The following is a 16352-nucleotide window of genomic DNA, read 5'->3' on the forward strand; positions in this document are numbered from 1 at the left end:
TGCAGTCACGCTTCCTGCTCAATACCCTGCTCAATACAATAAAGGGCCTGCAAGCCAGCAGACCCAAGGAAAAGCCAAAAGGCGGTAAGTTGAGGTCTCTTAGATCAGGCCCAGCCAGGAAGCAACGCCTTGGCCCGTCACCGCTTCGATGACAATGGCCAACACGAAGCCAATCATGGCAGCCCGACCGTTGAGGCGCTCGGCATACTCGTTAAAGCCAAACTTGGGCTCAGACAAATTGGGATTAGACATGAGAACCTCCAGGGTAAATGGGAACGACAGGGAGTGGGATCCGTAAAGAGCGAAAAACGAGAACGGCACTTGACCTTCAGTATAGTTTGCATTTCTTCATGATCGCAAGCAAGGTGGTCACCCGCTGCCAATGGCGGCGATGATCTGCCGCGCCAGGGGAATGGCCGCCTCATAGGCTTTGCCCTGATGCAGGTGCAGCACCAGCGTCCAGTTGGGATCCGGCAGGGGCCAAAAGGCCAGCAACCAGGCTTGAAAATCTTCTGCCCAGAGAATTGGTCGTCCTCGTCGTTGAGGATTGAGGATGGTGCCAGACTTGGCTGCCACTGGGATCCCTTCTGGGGCAATGCCGCGACAGGTGCCCGCTGTTGCCGCCAGGCTCATGCCAGCATGGAGAGCCTCCCAAATCCACTCCGGTAAAGAGAGGGCAGGCAGAGAGACCTCGCCAGAAAGGGGTACACCTCGGCGGGCAATCACGCCCCCATAAACCAACAGCTCCCAGGGATCCACCGGCCCAGCCAGACCGGTCGCCAAGAGCGGAGCCGGAGTTGTATTCTGCACACTCCCTAGGCCGAAGCGCCGCAGCCACTCCACCAGGGTATTGGCCCCCAGCTCCCAGCCCAACTGGTAAAAATGCACGTTGCAAGAGTGGGCCAGGGCCTGGCGCAAGTTCAAAGCCCCATGGCCGCGGGGATCCCAGCAGGGTAGGCGGCCCAACCCCAGTTGCGGCGGCGGATCCCACCAACCCGGGCAGTGGATCAAGCGCTCGCCGGAGCTGATCCCGGTCTGCAGAGCAGCGGCGGCAACGGCGCATTTGACGGTTGAGCCAGGGCTGGCCCTGATTCTGGAAGCCTGCTCCGGCTGCCAAACCCTTGTTAAACGACCGGTGTTCAGGTTGAGGACGGCGGCAAAATCGCGCGGATGGGGCAGCCCTGCAGATTTCCCCTGCAAGCCCCAGGTCAAAGCAGAACCCAACAGCCAGGCTCCACAGGTGCGACGGTTCATCTGCTGTTGGCCCCGAAAACCCAGCCAGACAAAAGCGGATCCCTGTTACAAAAATTCGGAAATCGCAGCCTTCTCACGGACTAGGGTAATCTGAGTTCAGGTCAATGGAGATAACCCTCATGGCAATTCAGCGTGGTGCCAAAGTTCGTGTGCTGCGGAAAGAATCCTACTGGTACCGGGATGTGGGAACGGTTGCGGCGGTGGATACCAGCGGCATTCTCTACCCGGTGATCGTCCGCTTTGACAAGATCAACTACTACAACATCAACACCAACAACTTCCGCGAAGATGAACTGGAAGTGTTGGAAGCTCCCAAAGCCAAGGCCAAAGCTGCGGCCAGCTAAACCAACAAGGGTTCTGATGCCGGGGACTGTGTTCTTGAGCAAGTCGTTCTGTGCCTGAACTGCCGGAAGTTGAAACGGTTCGGCAAGATTTGCAACGCCTCACCCTGGGGCCACGCATACTTGCGGTGGAGGTGCTCCTGGCCCGCACCATTGCCTACCCTGCAAGGGAGACGTTTGGGCGGGGCTTGATCGGCACCCGTTTTACCCAGTGGCAGCGGCGAGGAAAGTATCTGCTGGGATCCCTGGATTCGAGAGCTGTTCTGGGCGTGCATCTGCGCATGACCGGGCAGTTGCTCTGGGTGCAGGGATCCACCCCTTTATCAGCTCACACTCGTGTTCGTTTGGCCTTCGAGGAAGGGTGGGACTTGCGCTTTGTGGATCAGCGCACCTTTGGCCAGATGTGGCTGGTGCCTGCCGGTGTTGAGCTGGAGGCGGTGATCCCCACCCTGCAGACTTTGGGGCCGGAGCCCTTTTCGCCAGCTTTTTCTGAGGCCTATTTCCAGGCTGCCCTGCAGAAGAGCCGCCGTCTTATTAAAACCGCGCTGCTGGATCAATCGCTGGTAGCCGGGGTGGGCAACATTTACGCCGACGAAGCCCTGTTTCTGAGCGGCATTCACCCTTTGACGCCAGCAGTTCAGCTTTCGGATGTGGCCAAGGCACGCCTGCGAGAAGCTTTGATCGAGGTGTTACGGGCCGGGCTGGAGCAGCGGGGCACCACCTTGCGGGATTACCGGGATCTGCATGGGCTCAACGGCAACTATCAAGGGCAAGCGTGGGTGTACGGTCGGGAAGGGGATCCCTGTCGCCTCTGTGGCACCCCAATTCAGCGGATGAAGCTGGCAGGTCGGTCGGCTCACTTTTGCCCCCACTGCCAGCCACTCAAAACCCCCCTCTCCCTTGGGGAGAGGGGTTGGGGGTGAGGGGGAGCGCTTGGGCTCCGGAGCAGCTACCATCGCCAGTGCAGGGGATCCGGTGAAAAGAATGGCATGGCTCCGGTTCACAAAGCTCTGGGGTGGGGCGAGTTTGCTCGGCTGGGTGGTCTTCCCAGGGGCTGCGGCCTTTGCCCAACTGGAGTTGGATGCCCAACTGGGCCGCTCCCAAATTGTTTTTCCCAGCAAAGATTGCCCCGCCTGCAACCTAACGGGGGCAGAACTGCCGGGAGCTGACCTCAGTGGGGCCAACCTGAAAGAAGCGATCCTCAGACAGGCCAATCTCCAAGCTGCCGACCTCTCCCAAGCAATCCTCAATCTGGCCGATTTGAGAGGGGCCAACCTGAGCGGCTCGGATCAAGCGGGGGCCTTCTTGTGGGAAGCGGATCTGGCGCAGGCCAACCTGCAGCAGGCGGATCTGACGGGGGCCAATCTCCAGGTGGCCAACTTAAGCGGGGCCGACTTGCGTCGAGCCATCCTCACCGGCGCCGACCTCACAGGGGCCAAGTTACACAATGCCGATCTGCGGGGGGCCGACCTGCGAGGCGCTTTTCTGGAGGGGGCAGACCTGACGGGCGCTCTGTACAACGCCCAAACCCGACTGGATCCCGCCTTCAACCCTAGTGCTTGGGGCATGGTTTTCGTGAAAGAAGGATCTTGACCAAGAGTTACCGCTTGCTCCGCCATTTGATTTGGGATCCCCCCTTGGGCAGATTAAAACCAGCACCCCCTCAGCTGGGATCCCCTGCCATGACTTCCCCTGTCCGCGTTCTCATTGCCGACGATCATCCCCTCTTCCGGCTGGGGCTGAAGTTTGCCCTGCAAGCGCAAGGATTTGAGGTGGTGGCCGAAGCCGAGACGGGATCCCAGGCCGTCCACCATTGTCGCAGTTGCCCCATCGACGTAGCCATTTTGGATGTGCGCATGCCGGATGGGGATGGGATCGCCGCCTGCCAGCAAATCACCGAGCTGGGCCTGCCGGTGGTGGTGGTGATGATGACCACCTTTCAGGAGCCGGGTCTGATTGAGGCAGCCCGCCGCGCCGGGGCCAAAGGCTACCTTTCCAAAGAGACCGACCCGGCGGAATTGGCCCGCGTCATCCGTCAGATTTTGTCCAACCCCGAACGAGACTGGCTGCCTGCCCGACAGGAGCTGCCCAAGCTCACCCCCCGCGAGCTGTGTGTGCTGCAACTGATGAGCGAGGGCTTGGCCAACAAACAGATTGCCCGCCGTCTGGGCCTAAGCATCGAAACCGTCAAAGAATACGCCAGCACTGCCTACCGCAAGCTAGACGCCACCGACCGCGTCACCGCCCTGCTCAAGGCGCAGCAACTGGGGATCTTGTGAATTGGAGAAAGGGCTTGGGGATTCCCCCCGGAGGTGGGGATTTGCGGCGGCCATGATCACCGCCATACTGTTGCTAGCTTGGCATCTTGACAAGGGATCCCTGGGGTGCCGCCTTCCCCTTCACGTTGTCCGAGATACGGTATGTCTGCTCCTTCCACGCTGCTGCTCAAGCTCACCCTGCGCTTGCTCGCCTCTTTGAAAGCACGGGTGGATCAGCGCAAGATTCGAGAGCGGGGCTTTGTCCTGCCGGTTGCCATTTTGATCGTGCTGGTCTTGAGCTTGGTGACGGTGGGGCTGCTGACCCGCTCCACTCAGCGCAGCATCCAAACCCAGGTGGAACGAGCGGGGCAAACCATTAGCCGACAACTGAATACGGCCATTGACCGGGCTAGAGCTAAGATCGAGTACCTAGTTCGGGATCCCCGCCTGCCCAACAGCGCCCCGACGGATGCGCAATTTGCCGCAGCCCTCATCAACGATGGGGCAGGGGGTCTGCTTCCTCGGGATCCCGATGAGCCCTACATCCTCCCCGACGAAACTCAGTTCGTGATCGCCACCAACATTCAGGTGGAGGATCCGCAAAATCCGGGACAAAACTTGAACGTCCGGGTTCAGGCGCCCGCTTGGTGGTTCTTGGCGGATACCGACAACAATGGCATCAATGACTCCGTAACGGTTTATACTATTCTGAACACCCGTCGGGCTGCCGGCAACGACTTTGAGGCTAACCTGACGGATACCGAGCGGGCGCGGCGGCTGCTGATCCGCAGTGGGCCACTGCAGGGTTCGGCCTTGGCGGGGTGTACCGATTCTCCGGCTGAACAGACGGTCAACCCCAACGTGGGAGATTGGTTCCAGGTTGGCTCTGCGTTGTACAAGCCCTTTCAAGTCTATGCCGTCACCTTGCCTATTGCGGGTGCCGACTCCACCACCCGTGCCATTTCAGCTTTGCAATTTCAGCAGGATCGGCGGAGGGATCTGCTTAACAAATGGGGAGCCTTCAGCCGCGGCGATGTAGAGTTCTTCTTCACCCCCGGCTACAACTGGAACGGCGCCATCTACGCTGGGGGCAGCCTCTTTTTCCGGTATGGCTCCAACAACTTGTTCCGGGCTTTCGCCATCAGCTCGGAGGAATCCTGCTTCTACATGCCCGCTGACAACTCTGAGATCACTGCCTTCGGAGAGTTGGTGGCAGGGGCCATTGGCTACGCCGGCCAGCAGGTGAGCGATACTCTGATTTTCGATGTTCACTCTGGCGAGCAAAACAAAGCGCCAGAGGTGCTGGCTCGGTTGAACAACCAAAATTTTGACTCGGTGCAGAACCAGGTAGAGCCAGAAAATGTGGCGCTGGATCCGCTGGAGCTACAGCTTTTTGGCCGCATTCGCACCCGCGGATCCTATGCCCAAGATGCAGCAGGATGGGCAGATTCTCCTCTCAACGCCAAAAAGAGGGAGAACCCTGGCCGGATTAAAGCAGGCGGCTTTCGGTCCGACCAGACCTGCCCGCCCTACGTGGACGATGTGTATCGGGCCGACAACCGCTTTGGCCCCAAGGCCAGCTATGACCGTCCACCGGTCGAACCTAACCAGGCAAGGGGCTGCGATGTGGACACCTTTGCTCAAACGTCTGGTGTCAGTGCCGGTAGCCCGATTCCTGCTAATGCCAGGAACAACCAGAATGAGTCTTTGACCGAGGACAACCCACCCCCAGGCGCCCTTTCCGAGGTGGGCTTGGATGGCTATTGGGAGCGGCGGGCCCGTGTGGAAGGCTTGCGGGTGATCGTGGGCCAGCGGCTGGAGCTAACCCGCACCGATTCTTTGCCTTTGCCTTTGGTGCCGCCCGGGGATCCCAACGATCCCACCAAGTTGCAGCCCATTTTCATCAGCAACGAGGCGCGGCAACGCCTGACGCTGCGGGATAACCCGGCGGCAGTGCAGGCTACAGCCGTTTACCACTACAGCCACAGAGATGGCCGCTTTCCGATAGCCTGCCTGGCTACGGTGGCCCACCCAGGCTCTCCCTGGAGTTTGCAGCGGGCTTCCACGTTCCCCACAGGCAACCAAGCCAATCAATTGGGCATCAACTTCTTCACCGGGCAGGGCACCAATGTCTGGGAATATGACCCAACCCCGATGCAGGCTCGGCTAGCTCCGGGCACCCCCTTGTGGACGGCCCTCACCAACCTGGCCAATTTTGCCGGCGATCCTGACGGGGCCTATCCACCCAGGCAAGAAGCGGGCCGCATTCACCCGGATCCGTTTATTACGGCTTTTGGCAACTTCTCCGAGCTGCGGCGGGTTATTGATATCGTCAACCGAGGCACCTCTGTTGACCAATTGAGCCTGGCCGACCAAACCACCCTGCAAACGGCAGGCTGCATGGTGGGCATGTTGGCGGACAACATCCTGCGCATTCGGGATGCCGCCAATGCCAGCAATCCTGATCCCACAGCTCAAACCCTCTGGAACGACATTCAAGCCAGCCGAGCTGGGAACCGAGAGGCGGCCAATCGGTTTTATCTGCCGCTGCGCTACATCTTCCCGACCACCAGTTTCAACCAGACGGATACCCTGGAAACGGAGCGGCGCAGCGCTTACTCCTTCCTTCCGAGCACAGTCAGCTATCAGGCTGTAACCAACTTAAACGAGGTTGCTCTGCAGCCCCGCTCCGGAATTGGCAACTGGGCTTTGCCCCATGCACCGGCCAATTGCACCGCTGCCGGCCCCAACAGCAACCAATTTGAGCTAATTCGGATTGGCAACCAGTGCCATCGCGTGCCCTTCAAGGATTCTGTCTTCTACGATGGCCGCGAGGCGATGGCGGTGCGGGCGCTGAACATTGACCTGGCGCTACTGACCAACAATGTCCAAGGTCAGAACAGGGGGCTGATCAACGGGGATACCTGGCTGCCTGCCGGCATTGGCGAAAACCGCGAAGGGGGTATCTTCTACGCCTTCCGGGAAGATGCAGTGCGGGAAGATGCCATTGCCCGCCCACCCTTGGGCACTTTTGATAGCTACCTAACCAGCTGGCACAACGCAAACGCCCGCGGCACTTTGGGCAGCGCCGGTATTATGAACGCCGGTCAGCCAGGTCGCGGCACGGCTAACAACCAAACGGTCTGGGATCCCCCTGTTTCCAATCCAGGTGGACTCAGCCCCAAACCGGTGGACTACTATGCCGATCCGGATCGGCGGCCCTACGGCTTCCGGCTGCGCAACGGGGCGGTGCTGGCCCGCGGCGGGTTCAACCCTAATGACGCGATTTTTGGCCTCTCCTTCGTTTCCGACAACCCCGTTTATATCCAAGGGGACTTTAACCTGCATCAGACGAAGAGCGGCGAGCCCCTGGAGGAGTTTACCACTCGCCTTGCCTTCGGAGCAGACGGTCTTTACAGCAACTTCTACGGGCGGCGGCGATCCCGATCCAATGAAGACCGGGAAGACCGGCGCTTTGCCCGGGCGGCGGAGGATCTTTGGCGGCCCAGCGACGTGTTGGGCGACTCGGTGAACATCCTCTCTGCCGATTTCTGCGATGGCAGCATTGATGATGCCTTTGTCCAGGATGGCACCCTCAATGGCGGCGGCGTTAACTACAACCCCGGGCAGGACTACAACGGTGGGCGGGCATCAGCCCCTCGGCGGTGGGATTACTACGGCTGTCTCAGGGGTGAGAAGGACAGGGATAACCTGGGATTCAACACCTCCTTCCTCAACCAGGCCCTGGTAATCCGCGGCAACAACTGGCCGGCTCCGGATCCCAACAGCGCTGGCGTTCTGCGCTTCGACAACACGAACGGGGCCCAGAACCTGGGCGACAACCTCAACCAGCCGGGTTGGCCGGATGTGTTTGCCCGCGACACCATTCTGGCTCCCTTCGACAACGCCGATTCGGATCCCAATAACGATGACAGAACGGCGGGCGGTGGCGTGCCGGCAGTGCGGCCCTTGCGGGCACCCGATGTGGGCTATGCCAACTTCGGCACCCGCATCTCCGCTTTGGGCAACCCGGTGCTGGATACCTCCCGCTGGGTGATGGTAGCTCCACCTGGGCCTTGCCCGAGCCCTGGTGGCTCTGGGTTGCTGGCCGAGTACTACAACGGCTGGATAACCAGCCCGCAGAACCGGTACAACCGCGAAACAGGGTTTGCCACCAGCGGAGCCGTAGGCCCCCTGCCCGGAAACGCCCAAGAGGCCAACCTGCCCTACCTGCGGGCAGTGCGCTGGCCGGATCCGGTGTTCCCGGCGCAAGGAGTACCTAATGCCATTGGTCAGTACAACAATGGCTATACCACCGATGCGCCTACCTGTAATCCAAGTGGCACCAACGACCAACGCTGGGCCTGCGTGCGCAATGCTATCGATAACCCGACCAACCTGGCCCCCTTTGCCCGCAGCGGCAGCGGTTTCCCTGGGTGGGGCGGCTTCCAGTACTTTTTTGGCACTAGCACATTGCTGAACTCTCACTCGCCTTTCAAGCGTTTGCTATATAGTAACTTCCCCACTTGCAACGGCTCTTTGTCTGACATCCTGCAGCCCCTCTGCCGTTTGTCACTACCGCCTGGCAGCCCTGATCGGCGGGATCGCGGCGATTGGTTCTGGATGCCCAGTTGTGGGGAGCCCGATGGCAACAACAGCCTGCCGAACCTGCCCATCGACGCGGATGACCTCAACTTTCCAAGTCACTTCAACTTCCAGCGCTCCTGCTGGCGGCGCAGAAGTGGTGGGACAAACAGCGGCAACAACAACGGCAACGACTTTTTCGTGGTGCGCTGGGTAGGGGAGCTGTATCCCCGTTGGTCGGGCCTGCAGAGCTACCGCATTCTCAACGGCGACGACGGCGTGCGGCTGATCATTCGACGGCGGGACGGCTCCAGTGCCACTTTTGTCAACAATGGAGCCTGGAACGGAACTCCGCTCAGCCTAGGGCCCAATGCTGCGGGTGCCGAAGCCTGGCAGGATAGCGGCGGTAACCTGGTCACCCTGCGATTAGAGCTGGAGTGCGCGGATCCATCCCAGCCCTCGCCCTACTTGGTGGAGATCCAAACTTACGAAAATACCGGCGGTGCCTCCCTGCGCTTTGCCACCCGCGATGGCAGCGAGTTGGAAGACTACGACCTGCGGTACCTGAAGCCGCTGCAGGGGGTGAACCAACCTTGCCAGCCGGATCAGACTAAACCTCTGGTGGCCAATCAGAAGTACTGCAAAGTCACCCTCAACTGCGATCCCATCTGGACAGGCTGGACTCCTGCGTGTGACCCCAACATCTGTCAGCAAACCACTATTACCCAAACCAGAACTGCCACCTTGCCTGCCGGTTGCCCTGGCACTCCGCCAACACCGCAAACTCGGACGATCACCTGCTACCCTCAGTACAACTACGGGCCTTGGTCAGATTGGACGCCTCAGTGTACCCCGCAGCAGCAGTGTAGCGGCACCAGCATCACCCAAACCCGCACCCGCACGGTAACGCCGCTCTGTCGCAGCCAAAGCCCCTTTGTCGAAACTGAACGCCAAACCATCACCTGCCAGCCTCCGGGGGCTACCTGCACCTACACAGGCTGGACTCCTCAGTGTACGGTGGCCAACGGCGGCCTGCAAGTGACCCAAACCCGCACCAAGACCTGCACGTCGAGCTGCGGAACCACCACTACTATAGAAACCCAAACGGTCACCTGCCCGGCCATTTGCAATGACTACACCTTTGGGCCTTGGACTCCTGACTGTAGCAGTCTTACCATTGCCTGCGGCACTAGCCAGCCGCTCAACCAAACCCGTACTGGCACCAAAGGCCCCAATAACAGCCCCACCTGTCCGGCCAACAAAACCGAGAGCCAGACGATTACCTGTACCGGCAAGCCCTGTGGGCCAGGTACCTTTGCCCCTGAGGCTCCCGGCAAGAGCCCCTTCGGCGAGTGGATGGCGGCCAAGCCCAACACGGTGGATTTGCGCCCCGTCTGGGAAATCCAAGCGGATCCGGAGCCGGAGACCATTGGCGTGAACATGGTGGCCGCGGCTTCTGCCGAAGGCGTGACGATCGCTCTGCAGCCGGAGCTTTCCCCGGTGCTGGAAGTGAAAGCCGGGGCGCCCAAGCCACCCAAGTGGCCCAACCCTGCCGAGGCTCTGCAGGCGGCCTTCAATTGGATGTTTGGCGAACCGGCCTATGCTGCCCGCAATGGCCTGAAGGGCAATTTGCCCTCTCAGATAGCCAACCCCAGCAAAGAGCCGGGCATCCGCCCTGCTGAGAATATTGGAGCTAAGATTTCTGGAACTCCTGCTGTGGGTACCGATGACTGGGCCCGGCAACTGCGGCGGCAACTGCTCAACGGCAGTGGAGAAATTCGCTGTGGCGATGAACAGGTCACTCCCTCAGACGGTGGCTTCTGGGTGCCGGGGGTATTTCGCCCCAACTTCAACGACCGCTTCAAGTACACCGCCTACACGGGTGCCAGCCGACCCAGCACTCTGCGTACCTCTCCTAAAGGTGCCGATCCTACCTTCGAGGATCTCAACAAGAATGGCATTTGGGATCTGGAGGAGCCTTCAAATGTTTTGGAGCGGGATCCACTGTTTGGGTTAGACTTGCCGGATCGGCCAGAGCTAGAGATCCAACCCCAGATGGCGCTCAACCCTTACGCCCGCGTCAACAAAAGCGCCGCGATCCAAGCCTACACTCCCGCGTCCAAGTATGCGGACGGATACTACATTAACCACAAGGGCAGTGAAGATATTCGCAATGGCCTCTGCTTCTACGTCAAGCCCAACGGCAACACCATCCAGGTTCAGATCGACCGTAACGGCGGCGATGGCGATGGCCTGGTCTGGGTGGATGTGGAGCCGTACACTCTCAGCATCAATCAACCCACCACCGGCTTTGCAGGCAGCAACCCCGTGCTGGGGGTGATCCTGGACGAGGTGACCCGTCGGCCCATTCCGATCCCGCGCTTCCAGGAGCTGGCCCCAGCCGCAGCCGACTTGAACCAGCGCCGCCGCAACGACAACGGCACCCAAAACCGGCAGCTCCAGCCGGCCAGGGAAACGCGGGTAAATGCCATTGCCATCAGCGGTGTGATCCCGTCTCGGCTGGATCAGACGGGCGGGGGCATGCACAACTTCCTGCGCCTCAACGAGCTGTGGAGAGATGTCAACCTCTTTTTCAGCGGCTCGATGATCCAGCTCAACTACAGCACCTATGCTACCGGCCCCTTCCTGCAGCACAGCTTTGAGCCACCCGATCTGGTAGCCGATCCAACCTTTGTGCGGGGCTACGACTACTACTACCCACCCAACCGCCGCTTCGGCTACGACGTGGGTCTGCAAATTGCCCGTCGTCCCAGCGCGGTGTCGGCCCGCTTCCAATTCCCCTCCAATACCCGCACCGAGTTCTTGCGAGAGCTGGATCCTCAGGATCCGTATGTGCGGCGGCTGCGCTGTGCCTTGCAACAGCAGCCAGGTGTTCCTCTACAGGCTGCTGCTCAGATTGGAGGCTGCAACGAATTCAACTGATATTGACTTCCCAAGCTGGGGGTAAATTCAAAGTAGGGGCAGCAGGCAAACACGGGAGGGGATATGAAAAAGTGGCGGCTTTTGCGGCAGCAATTGGAAGCAGAGGGCTTCACTCTCATAGAGGTCTTGGCCTCCGTGATTATCGTGGCTATTGCCATGACTGCCCTTGCCCCTGCCCTTACCTTGGTTGCCTATCGGCGGGCCATGACCGAGCGCGTGGAGGTAGCCAATCAACTGGCCCAGGCCGAGGTGGATCGGATCCGCACGCTGGTTGACCTGGAGCTGGCCGCTAACCCAGTTGCCTTTCAGAACCCGGCTCAGTTGGCCCGTCTGCCCAGAGTTGGAGCGAATCCCCTGGCAAGTACCCCAGCACCGGCCACTATGGATACTAACGGGGACAATTATTCGATTCGCTTGGCTCAAATTCAGTTGCCAGGACGCAACCCTGAAGAATATGTCATTCAAACCTTTCGCAGTGGTGGTGGAGATTGTATTGACCGACGCAACAACACCGTGATTGCGGGGGTTCCCTGCACCTTCCTGATAGGGGTGAGGGTTTACCACCGCTTTTCTTTTGACCCAGCGACCCGACAGGCCCTTCCTGGGTTGCGAACCGAGTCGGTCTCCGCCAATCAGAACTTGGCCAATGCCGATGTGTGGCTCTTTCCCATGGCCAGCTCGATTGTGGAAGTCAACCTGGCTGCCAATTTGGGGGATGTTTGCCGCGCCGTTTTGGCCGACGTTCGAGCCAGGGGTGGGATCCCAGCCAGCAACTGTGAGGCATTTCCTCTGCCCGGCAGCCCCTAGCTCATTGCCCTGAGGCGGATTGGCAGGATCCCTCTCTGGATTTACAAGATATAAGGTAGTGGTGTTTCCCTATGTTCAAGGTCTTACGCCGGAGGGTTAATCAGAGTGCGGGGTTTACCCTCATTGAGCTGCTGGCTGCGCTGCTGATGGCTTCGATCTTTCTGCTGGCCACCGGCATGATCGTCATCGAAACCATGCGGGTGGATCGGGAAGAGACAGGGCGCACCCAAGTGCAGGCGGAGCTGACGCAAGCCATGCGGTATATTCAGCAGGATCTGGCGGAAGCTCTCTACATTTACAACGATGCGGAACAGCCCAACGGTAATGGAACGCCGGATCTCATTGAGCGGCTTTACACTCCTGGATGGATTCGCCGCCCCGATGGTGCCGTTCCGGTTGTCGCTTTTTGGAAGCTGAATCCGATCCCACGCGATTGCTATCAAGGCCCTCCGACGTTGCAACAAATCCGAGAAGGCCGAGTAACTTTGAAGGAAAGACCTTCAGGCATTTCCCAATCTGATTGGGAAAACATTCGCAGCCGCCGCAACATCTACACCTTGGTTGTGTATTACTTGCAGCGCAACTACAACAACGCCGGTAACCCAGACGGCAGCACCCCCTGGGAGGGTAATGCGCGCATTGCTAGGTTTGAGTTGCAACCTCTTAATGACACATGCACTGAGCGCAGCCGATTTTTTGTCGAGGATCCGGATCCCTTCCGGGAAGGCTTTCTGGTTTGGCCCTCTGAGCAAGCTAGGGCTCGCCAAACTCCCATTGCTGGGGCAGGCAATCAAGGTAATCGACTGGTAACTCTGGTCTCCAACATCTTCAGCAGCCGGCAGGACAGCCCCCAGGTTGCTCCCCCTTGCCCACAGGGCTATGCCTTTGGAGGAGGCCGACCCAACGGGGTTACCTTCTCGGGGTTGGGGGTCAATCAGAACGATGTGGGTTTTTATGTCTGTGTCCGGCGCGGTGGCTCTGCGAGCCTTCCCCAAGATGTGATTGTGAACATTACAGCAACCGCTATGGAACGCTCCAACCCTGGTTTGTTCCGGCGCTACATTCAAGATGCGACGAGTGTCGATGCGGAACAGGTGTCGCGGTACTTGACGGCGATGCAAACTCAAGTTTTGGCCCGTGGTGTGTTCAATCGTCAAGCCTAGTCAAGCCCATATGACTTGCCCAGAGGGGGGATTCCTGCCTATGCTGGCCTCGGTGAGCGGATCTAGACGGATTGCACCTGCCCAGACAAGGGGCTTTACGCTGATAGAAGTCTTGGCGGTTATTGTCATCATCGGCATCTTGGCTGTGCTGGCCGTTCCCTCTGGGATCAACATCTGGGCGCGGATCCAGCTTGAGGATGCGCAGAACAGGGTGGAGCGAGCCTTGCGCACTGCCCGCACCAACGCCAGGGCTTCTCTCCTGGGCCGAGCTTGGGTGGTGCAGGTGGACAATTCGGATCCGATCGTTCCGACTCTGGTCATCCAAGATGGGGAGGGCCTTTGCGATGAACCCACCCCTTGTCAGCGAATTCGCCTGAATAATTTTGTAACTGTAGCCAACACCTTCAATGACGGAAGGGCGGTTTTTGAATCCGATGGCCGGGCCCGTCAACTGGGTCGCTTTGTAGTCAGCAGCACCTACTCTCAGGGGGAAAACCGCTGCGTGGTGGTGAGCACCTTGATAGGCACCATCCGCAAGGACAACGACCCGGCTTGTGCGGGCGGAGCAGATGCGGAAGACTAGCCAGCCTTGCAACCTCCTTGAAAGGGGGTAGGATGGTCAGGCCGATGTTTTTGGGTGGAGCATGGCTTCTCCTTCCCTGATCCCTCAGGAAAAAACTTTCCCTTGGCAGGCTCGTCAGCCTGCTTTGCTGGTGCTGGCGGATGGCACTTCCTTTGCCGGTTGGTCTTTTGGGGCGCCGGGCACGGCGGTGGGCGAGGTGGTGTTTAACACGGGCATGACCGGCTACCAGGAGGTGATCACCGATCCCAGCTACCGGGGGCAGATCATTACTTTCACCTGCCCTGAGCTGGGAAATACCGGAGTGAATGAGCTGGACGAAGAATCGGCTCGGCCCCAAGTAGCAGGGGTGATTGCCCGCAATGTGTCTCGCATGGTCAGCTCCTGGCGGGCTACATCCACCCTCCCCGAATACCTGCAACGATATGGGATCCCGGCCATTGCTGGGGTAGATACGCGGGCTTTGGCACGGCGGCTGCGCTCTCAGGGGGTGATGAACGGGGCCCTTTCCACGGAGACTTTGGATCCCCAGGTTTTGTTGGAGCGGGTGCGCCAGGCTCCTTCCATGCAGGGGTTGAGCTTGGTGGCGGAAGTTACTACTCCCCAACCCTACGAGTGGCTGGAGCCTACGCCTGCCGATTGGGACTATGGGCGCAGCCAAGGGATCCCGATCCCGGAGCCGCCCCTGCGGGTGGTGGCCTTGGATTTCGGCGTTAAGCGCAACATTCTGCGCCGCCTTACCCGCTATGGCTGTCGGGTGATGGTGTTGCCGGCCAATGCCAGCCCGGAGCAGATTTTGAGTTACAACCCCGATGGGATCTTCCTCTCCAATGGGCCAGGGGATCCCGCCGCTGAGACGACTGCCATCCGCACCACGCAAGCGCTGCTGCAAACCGGGAAGCCCCTATTTGGGATCTGCCTGGGCCATCAGATTCTCAGTTTGGCCCTAGGGGGATCCACCTACAAGCTCAAGTTTGGCCACCGCGGCCTCAACCACCCTTGCGGGTTGGAGAAGCAAGTGGAGATCACCAGCCAAAACCACGGGTTTGCGGTGGATGCCGCTTCGATCCCCGCCGATGGGGTGGTAATCACCTACCTCAACTTGAATGACCGTACCGTGGCCGGGATCCGCCACCGTCACCTGCCCCTGTTTTCTGTGCAGTATCACCCGGAGGCCAGCCCCGGCCCTCATGATGCCGATCACCTCTTCCGGGAGTTTGTGGAGCTAATGCTGCAGCACCGAACTTTTTTAGCTACTCAACGCTAACATCTTTCACCTCCTGCCGAAGGCAGGGGATTGACAGGGAGGGGATCCCTCAAGAGAAGCGGTGGTGCCAGACTGTGATGGCAATCGCCAAGGCATCGGCGGCATCATCCGGGCGGGGCAAGCTGGGCAGGTTGAGTTCCCGGGCCACGGCAGCTTGTACAGCCTGCTTGTCGGCGCGTCCGTAGCCTGTCAAACTTTGCTTGACTTGGGCGGGCGTAAACTCCACCGGCAACAGATGATGCTGGGCCAAGGTGAGCAGGATCACGCCACGGGCTTGGGCGATGGCAATGGTATTGCCCATTTTGTAGAAAAAAAGTTTTTCCAGCCCCACCTGATGCGGGCGCAGTTGGCGCAGCAACTGGCTCAAATCCTCGTGCAGCGTTTGCAGCCGCTCCGGCATTGAGTGTTGGCTGGGGGTGCTGATCACCCCATAATCCACAGGTTTCAACCCCGCAGATCCCGCCAGAATGCAACCAAAACCCATGGTTCCCAGACCTGGATCTAGGCCGAGGATGCGCTGCTCAGGTGGGGTGTCTCCTCTGTCGGCGAGGGGCGTGGGGATCTGACAAGGGCTATGGCCTGCCGGGTGACTGCGCATGATGGGGATGATCGGTGTGCAGGTAGGTCAGGCCCGAGATCAGGGTGAGAACCACCGCCACCCAAAAACAAGGGATCCCTCCCGGCCACCCCAGAATCAGCAAAGCAATGGCCAGGATTTGGGTTACCGTCTTGGCTTTGCCCCAGAAATTGGCACCGCGGATTTGGCTTTGGTTGACCCGCCAGCCGGCGATGGCCAGCTCCCGCCCCACCAGCAAAAACACGCCCCAAGCGGGGATCCGCCCCAGTTCCAGCAGGCCCAGCAGCGGCGCCAACACCAGCAGCTTATCCACCAGAGGATCCAAAAACTTGCCCATATCGGTTACCAAGCCATAACGGCGGGCCAAATGGCCATCCAGCCAATCGGTTGCCGCCGCCAACAGGAACGCCCAGAGGGCCAACCTCTCCCCCAGTGGGGATCGCAGGCTCAGCCCCAGCAGAATAAAAGGGATCCCTGCCAGCCGCAGCAGGGTGACGGCGGTGGGCAGGTTCACCCACTCCAGCTTGTCACGTTGGACGGCGCTGGGATTCTCCACCTTCGGATCTGGCCTCAAGGAT

Annotated in this window: 13 protein-coding genes; 9 read left to right on the forward strand and 4 right to left on the reverse strand. The window is 59.8% G+C overall.

Annotated elements, in window-relative coordinates:
- Positions 1–99: 99 nt before the first annotated feature.
- Positions 100–252, reverse strand: coding sequence for a chlorophyll a/b-binding protein (locus tag ACVWYZ_RS08405; RefSeq protein ID WP_011429120.1), 153 nt, complete (start codon positions 250–252; stop codon positions 100–102).
- Between the two features lie 117 nt (positions 253–369).
- On the reverse strand, positions 370–1254 hold the full coding sequence (locus ACVWYZ_RS08410) for a penicillin-binding transpeptidase domain-containing protein (RefSeq protein WP_457466777.1): 885 nt from the start codon (positions 1252–1254) through the stop codon (positions 370–372).
- Between the two features lie 119 nt (positions 1255–1373).
- Between ACVWYZ_RS08410 and ACVWYZ_RS08415 the strand changes: the two genes are divergently transcribed.
- From ACVWYZ_RS08415 to carA, 9 genes are all read left to right on the forward strand, one after another.
- Positions 1374–1598, forward strand: a complete 225-nt coding sequence (locus ACVWYZ_RS08415) for a photosystem I reaction center subunit IV (RefSeq protein WP_011432873.1) — start codon at positions 1374–1376, stop codon at positions 1596–1598.
- Positions 1599–1648: 50 nt separating this feature from the next.
- The gene (locus ACVWYZ_RS08420) at positions 1649–2518 is read left to right on the forward strand and encodes a DNA-formamidopyrimidine glycosylase (protein WP_457466778.1); all 870 of its coding nucleotides are present in this window, start codon (positions 1649–1651) and stop codon (positions 2516–2518) included.
- Between the two features lie 61 nt (positions 2519–2579).
- Positions 2580–3188, forward strand: a complete 609-nt coding sequence (locus ACVWYZ_RS08425) for a pentapeptide repeat-containing protein (RefSeq protein WP_457466779.1) — start codon at positions 2580–2582, stop codon at positions 3186–3188.
- An 89-nt stretch (positions 3189–3277) separates the two neighbouring features.
- A complete protein-coding gene (locus tag ACVWYZ_RS08430; RefSeq protein ID WP_457466780.1) occupies positions 3278–3874 on the forward strand; it encodes a response regulator in 597 nt (198 codons plus the stop codon).
- Positions 3875–4015: 141 nt separating this feature from the next.
- Positions 4016–11380 carry a hormogonium polysaccharide biosynthesis protein HpsA gene (gene hpsA, locus ACVWYZ_RS08435; RefSeq protein ID WP_457466781.1) on the forward strand — a complete coding sequence of 2455 codons (7365 nt, stop codon included), beginning with the start codon at positions 4016–4018 and terminating at the stop codon, positions 11378–11380.
- Positions 11381–11443: 63 nt separating this feature from the next.
- Complete coding sequence (locus ACVWYZ_RS08440) at positions 11444–12187, forward strand: prepilin-type N-terminal cleavage/methylation domain-containing protein (RefSeq protein WP_414357416.1); 744 nt, start codon at positions 11444–11446, stop codon at positions 12185–12187.
- A gap of 71 nt (positions 12188–12258) precedes the next feature.
- Positions 12259–13350 (forward strand): PulJ/GspJ family protein, encoded by a 1092-nt coding sequence (locus tag ACVWYZ_RS08445; protein WP_457466782.1) that lies wholly within the window; start codon positions 12259–12261, stop codon positions 13348–13350.
- A 40-nt stretch (positions 13351–13390) separates the two neighbouring features.
- Positions 13391–13933, forward strand: a complete 543-nt coding sequence (locus ACVWYZ_RS08450; protein WP_457466783.1) for a pilus assembly FimT family protein — start codon at positions 13391–13393, stop codon at positions 13931–13933.
- A gap of 61 nt (positions 13934–13994) precedes the next feature.
- Positions 13995–15197: a glutamine-hydrolyzing carbamoyl-phosphate synthase small subunit gene (gene carA, locus ACVWYZ_RS08455; RefSeq protein WP_457466784.1), complete on the forward strand. Its 1203-nt coding sequence runs from the start codon at positions 13995–13997 to the stop codon at positions 15195–15197.
- Positions 15198–15246: 49 nt separating this feature from the next.
- Here carA and ruvC read toward each other — a convergent pair whose 3' ends face one another.
- Positions 15247–15795 (reverse strand): crossover junction endodeoxyribonuclease RuvC, encoded by a 549-nt coding sequence (gene ruvC / locus ACVWYZ_RS08460; RefSeq protein WP_457466785.1) that lies wholly within the window; start codon positions 15793–15795, stop codon positions 15247–15249.
- Positions 15770–16288 carry a CDP-diacylglycerol--glycerol-3-phosphate 3-phosphatidyltransferase gene (gene pgsA, locus ACVWYZ_RS08465; RefSeq protein WP_457466794.1) on the reverse strand — a complete coding sequence of 173 codons (519 nt, stop codon included), beginning with the start codon at positions 16286–16288 and terminating at the stop codon, positions 15770–15772. Before pgsA ends, ruvC begins: the two co-directional genes overlap by 26 nt.
- Positions 16289–16352: the final 64 nt, after the last annotated feature.

It is taken from the genome of Thermostichus sp. MS-CIW-37, assembly GCF_054060065.1.

Bases quoted from the DNA above. Each gene is read 5' to 3' on its own strand.
- ACVWYZ_RS08405 (WP_011429120.1), bottom strand. From the start codon at position 252: ATGTCTAATCCCAATTTGTCTGAGCCCAAGTTTGGCTTTAACGAGTAT.
- ACVWYZ_RS08410 (WP_457466777.1), bottom strand. From the start codon at position 1,254: ATGAACCGTCGCACCTGTGGAGCCTGGCTGTTGGGTTCTGCTTTGACC.
- ACVWYZ_RS08415 (WP_011432873.1), top strand. From the start codon at position 1,374: ATGGCAATTCAGCGTGGTGCCAAAGTTCGTGTGCTGCGGAAAGAATCC.
- ACVWYZ_RS08425 (WP_457466779.1), top strand. From the start codon at position 2,580: ATGGCATGGCTCCGGTTCACAAAGCTCTGGGGTGGGGCGAGTTTGCTC.
- ACVWYZ_RS08430 (WP_457466780.1), top strand. From the start codon at position 3,278: ATGACTTCCCCTGTCCGCGTTCTCATTGCCGACGATCATCCCCTCTTC.
- hpsA (WP_457466781.1), top strand. From the start codon at position 4,016: ATGTCTGCTCCTTCCACGCTGCTGCTCAAGCTCACCCTGCGCTTGCTC.
- ACVWYZ_RS08440 (WP_414357416.1), top strand. From the start codon at position 11,444: ATGAAAAAGTGGCGGCTTTTGCGGCAGCAATTGGAAGCAGAGGGCTTC.
- ACVWYZ_RS08445 (WP_457466782.1), top strand. From the start codon at position 12,259: ATGTTCAAGGTCTTACGCCGGAGGGTTAATCAGAGTGCGGGGTTTACC.
- ACVWYZ_RS08450 (WP_457466783.1), top strand. From the start codon at position 13,391: ATGCTGGCCTCGGTGAGCGGATCTAGACGGATTGCACCTGCCCAGACA.
- carA (WP_457466784.1), top strand. From the start codon at position 13,995: ATGGCTTCTCCTTCCCTGATCCCTCAGGAAAAAACTTTCCCTTGGCAG.
- ruvC (WP_457466785.1), bottom strand. From the start codon at position 15,795: ATGCGCAGTCACCCGGCAGGCCATAGCCCTTGTCAGATCCCCACGCCC.